This window comes from Clostridium sp. HBUAS56017, from assembly GCF_007115085.1.
GTDB lineage: Bacteria > Bacillota > Clostridia > Clostridiales > Clostridiaceae > Clostridium > Clostridium cibarium.
Window position 1 is genome coordinate 1 of sequence record NZ_SULK01000053.1, and the last position, 2,277, is coordinate 2,277.

Genomic DNA, 2,277 nt, shown 5'->3' on the forward strand with positions numbered 1-2,277 from the left:
CAATGGGAGTAGCTGGAGACTTGTATATTGGAGGAGAATGTCTTGCAGAAGGCTATGCAAATGACTTAAAGCAGACAAATGAAAGATTTATAGCAAATCCATTTGTACAAGAAGGAAATGAAAAGATGTACAAAACAGGGGATATGGCTAGATGGATGCAAGATGAGAATATGGAATTCTTAGGAAGAAAAGACCATCAGGTTAAAATAAGAGGCTATAGAATTGAAATTGGAGAAATAGAATATCAACTATTGAAACATGAATCTATAGAAGAAGTTTTTGTTATAGCAAGAGAAGATGAAGGAAAAAATAAATATCTTTGTGCATATATAGTGGCAAAAGAAGAATTAACTGTAGCAGAATTAAGAAAATATTTAGGAGATCTATTACCAATATATATGATTCCTTCATATTTCATACAAATTGATAAAATGCCTATAACAAGTAATGGGAAAATAGATAGAAAGTTACTTCCAAAACCTGGAGAAAAAATAAATACAGGAAAAGTTTATGAAGAAGCTACAAATGAAATAGAAAAGAAGTTAGTAGAGATATGGCAAGAAAATTTAGAAGTAAATAAAATAGGAATAAATGATAACTTCTTTGATATTGGAGGAGATTCATTAAATGCAGTAAGAATTATAGCTGAAATACATAAAAGCTTAAATGTTGAAATTTCACTTAGAGATATGTTTGATTTTAGTGAAATAAAGACATTAGCTGAGCAAATTCAACAAAGAAATAAAACTGACTTCAAATTAATAAGTAGTGTGGAGAAAAAAGAATACTATGAATTATCTTCTGCACAAAAGAGATTATTTGTTATAAAACAATTTCAAGATGCAAGTATAAATTATAATATGCCTTCAGTAACTATCATTGAAGGAAAGTTAGATGTAGAGAAGTTTGAAAATGTATTTAAAGAGTTAATTAAAAGGCATGAATCATTAAGAACTTCATTTGAAATTGTAAATGGAATACCTATGCAAAAGATTCATGAAGAAATAGATTTTCATATAGAGTTTATTGAAAAAGATGAAAGAGAACTTACAGAAGTAATAAAACAGTTCTTAAAACCATTTGATTTAAGCAAGGCGCCACTTTTAAGAGTAACTTTAGTTAAGCTAGATGAAGAAAGACATGTTATGCTTTTTGATATTCATCATATAGTATCAGATGGAGTTTCTATGGAAATCATCTTAAAAGAAATTCGACAAATATATGAAGATAAAGGAATAAAAGAGTTAGAAATACAATACAAAGAATTTTCACAATGGCAAAAGGAATTCTTAACATCAGAGATTGCCAAAAAGCAGGAAGAATATTGGCTAAGAGAGTTTTCAGGAGAAATACCAGTGCTTAACATGCCAACAGATTATCCAAGACCATCTGAACAAAGCTTTGAGGGAGATAAAATAAACTTCAAATTAGATAAAAAAGTGACAAAGCATTTAAAAGAAATATCTACCCAAATAGGTGCAACATTATATATGACAGTTGTTGCTGCATATAACGTATTGTTGGCAAAATATACAGGACAAGAAGATATAATTATAGGATCTCCTGTAGCTGGAAGAACTCATGAATCATTTCAAAATGTAGTTGGAATGTTTGTTAATACAATAGCATTAAGAAATTATCCTGAGTCAAATAAGAATTTTATAGAGTTTCTAAAAGAAGTAAAGAGAAAATTTTTAGAAGGTTATGAAAACCAAGATTATCAATTTGAAGAATTAGTAGTACGTCTTGATGTAGAAAAAGATTTTAGTAGAAATCCTTTATTTGATACTATGGTAGCTTGGCAAAATGTAGATATACGTGAAACCAATATAGCAGGATTAAATTTTGTTCCATATGACTTTAATGCTAATATAGCAAAGTTTGATTTAACATTGCTTGTATATGAAGGTGAAGACGGATTAGAATGCACTTTTGAATATTGTACAAAGTTGTTCAAAAAGGGCACTATAGAAAAGTTTGCAACAAGTTTTGGAAAAATATTATGTCAAGTAGTGGAAAATCCTAAAACAACAATTTCAGAACTAGAAATTATTAATGAGTCTGAAAAGAAAAAAGTTCTTTACGATTTTAATAATACAAAAGCTGATTATTCAAAAGATAAAACAATGCACCAATTATTTGAAGAACAAGTAGAAAAGACACCTAATAATTTAGCTGCTGTATTTGAAGGAAAAGAAATAACATATAGGGAATTGAATGAAAAATCAAATCAATTAGCAGCTTTCCTTAAGAGTAAAGGAGTAAATGCAGGTGAAC

The 2,277-nt window shown here is 28.6% G+C and carries 1 protein-coding gene; it reads left to right on the forward strand.

Going from position 1 to position 2,277, the window contains the following annotated elements; translation table 11 throughout:
- Positions 1-2,277 (forward strand): condensation domain-containing protein (locus FAY47_RS19765; protein WP_143318637.1); only part of this gene is annotated, 2,277 nt, incomplete at both ends.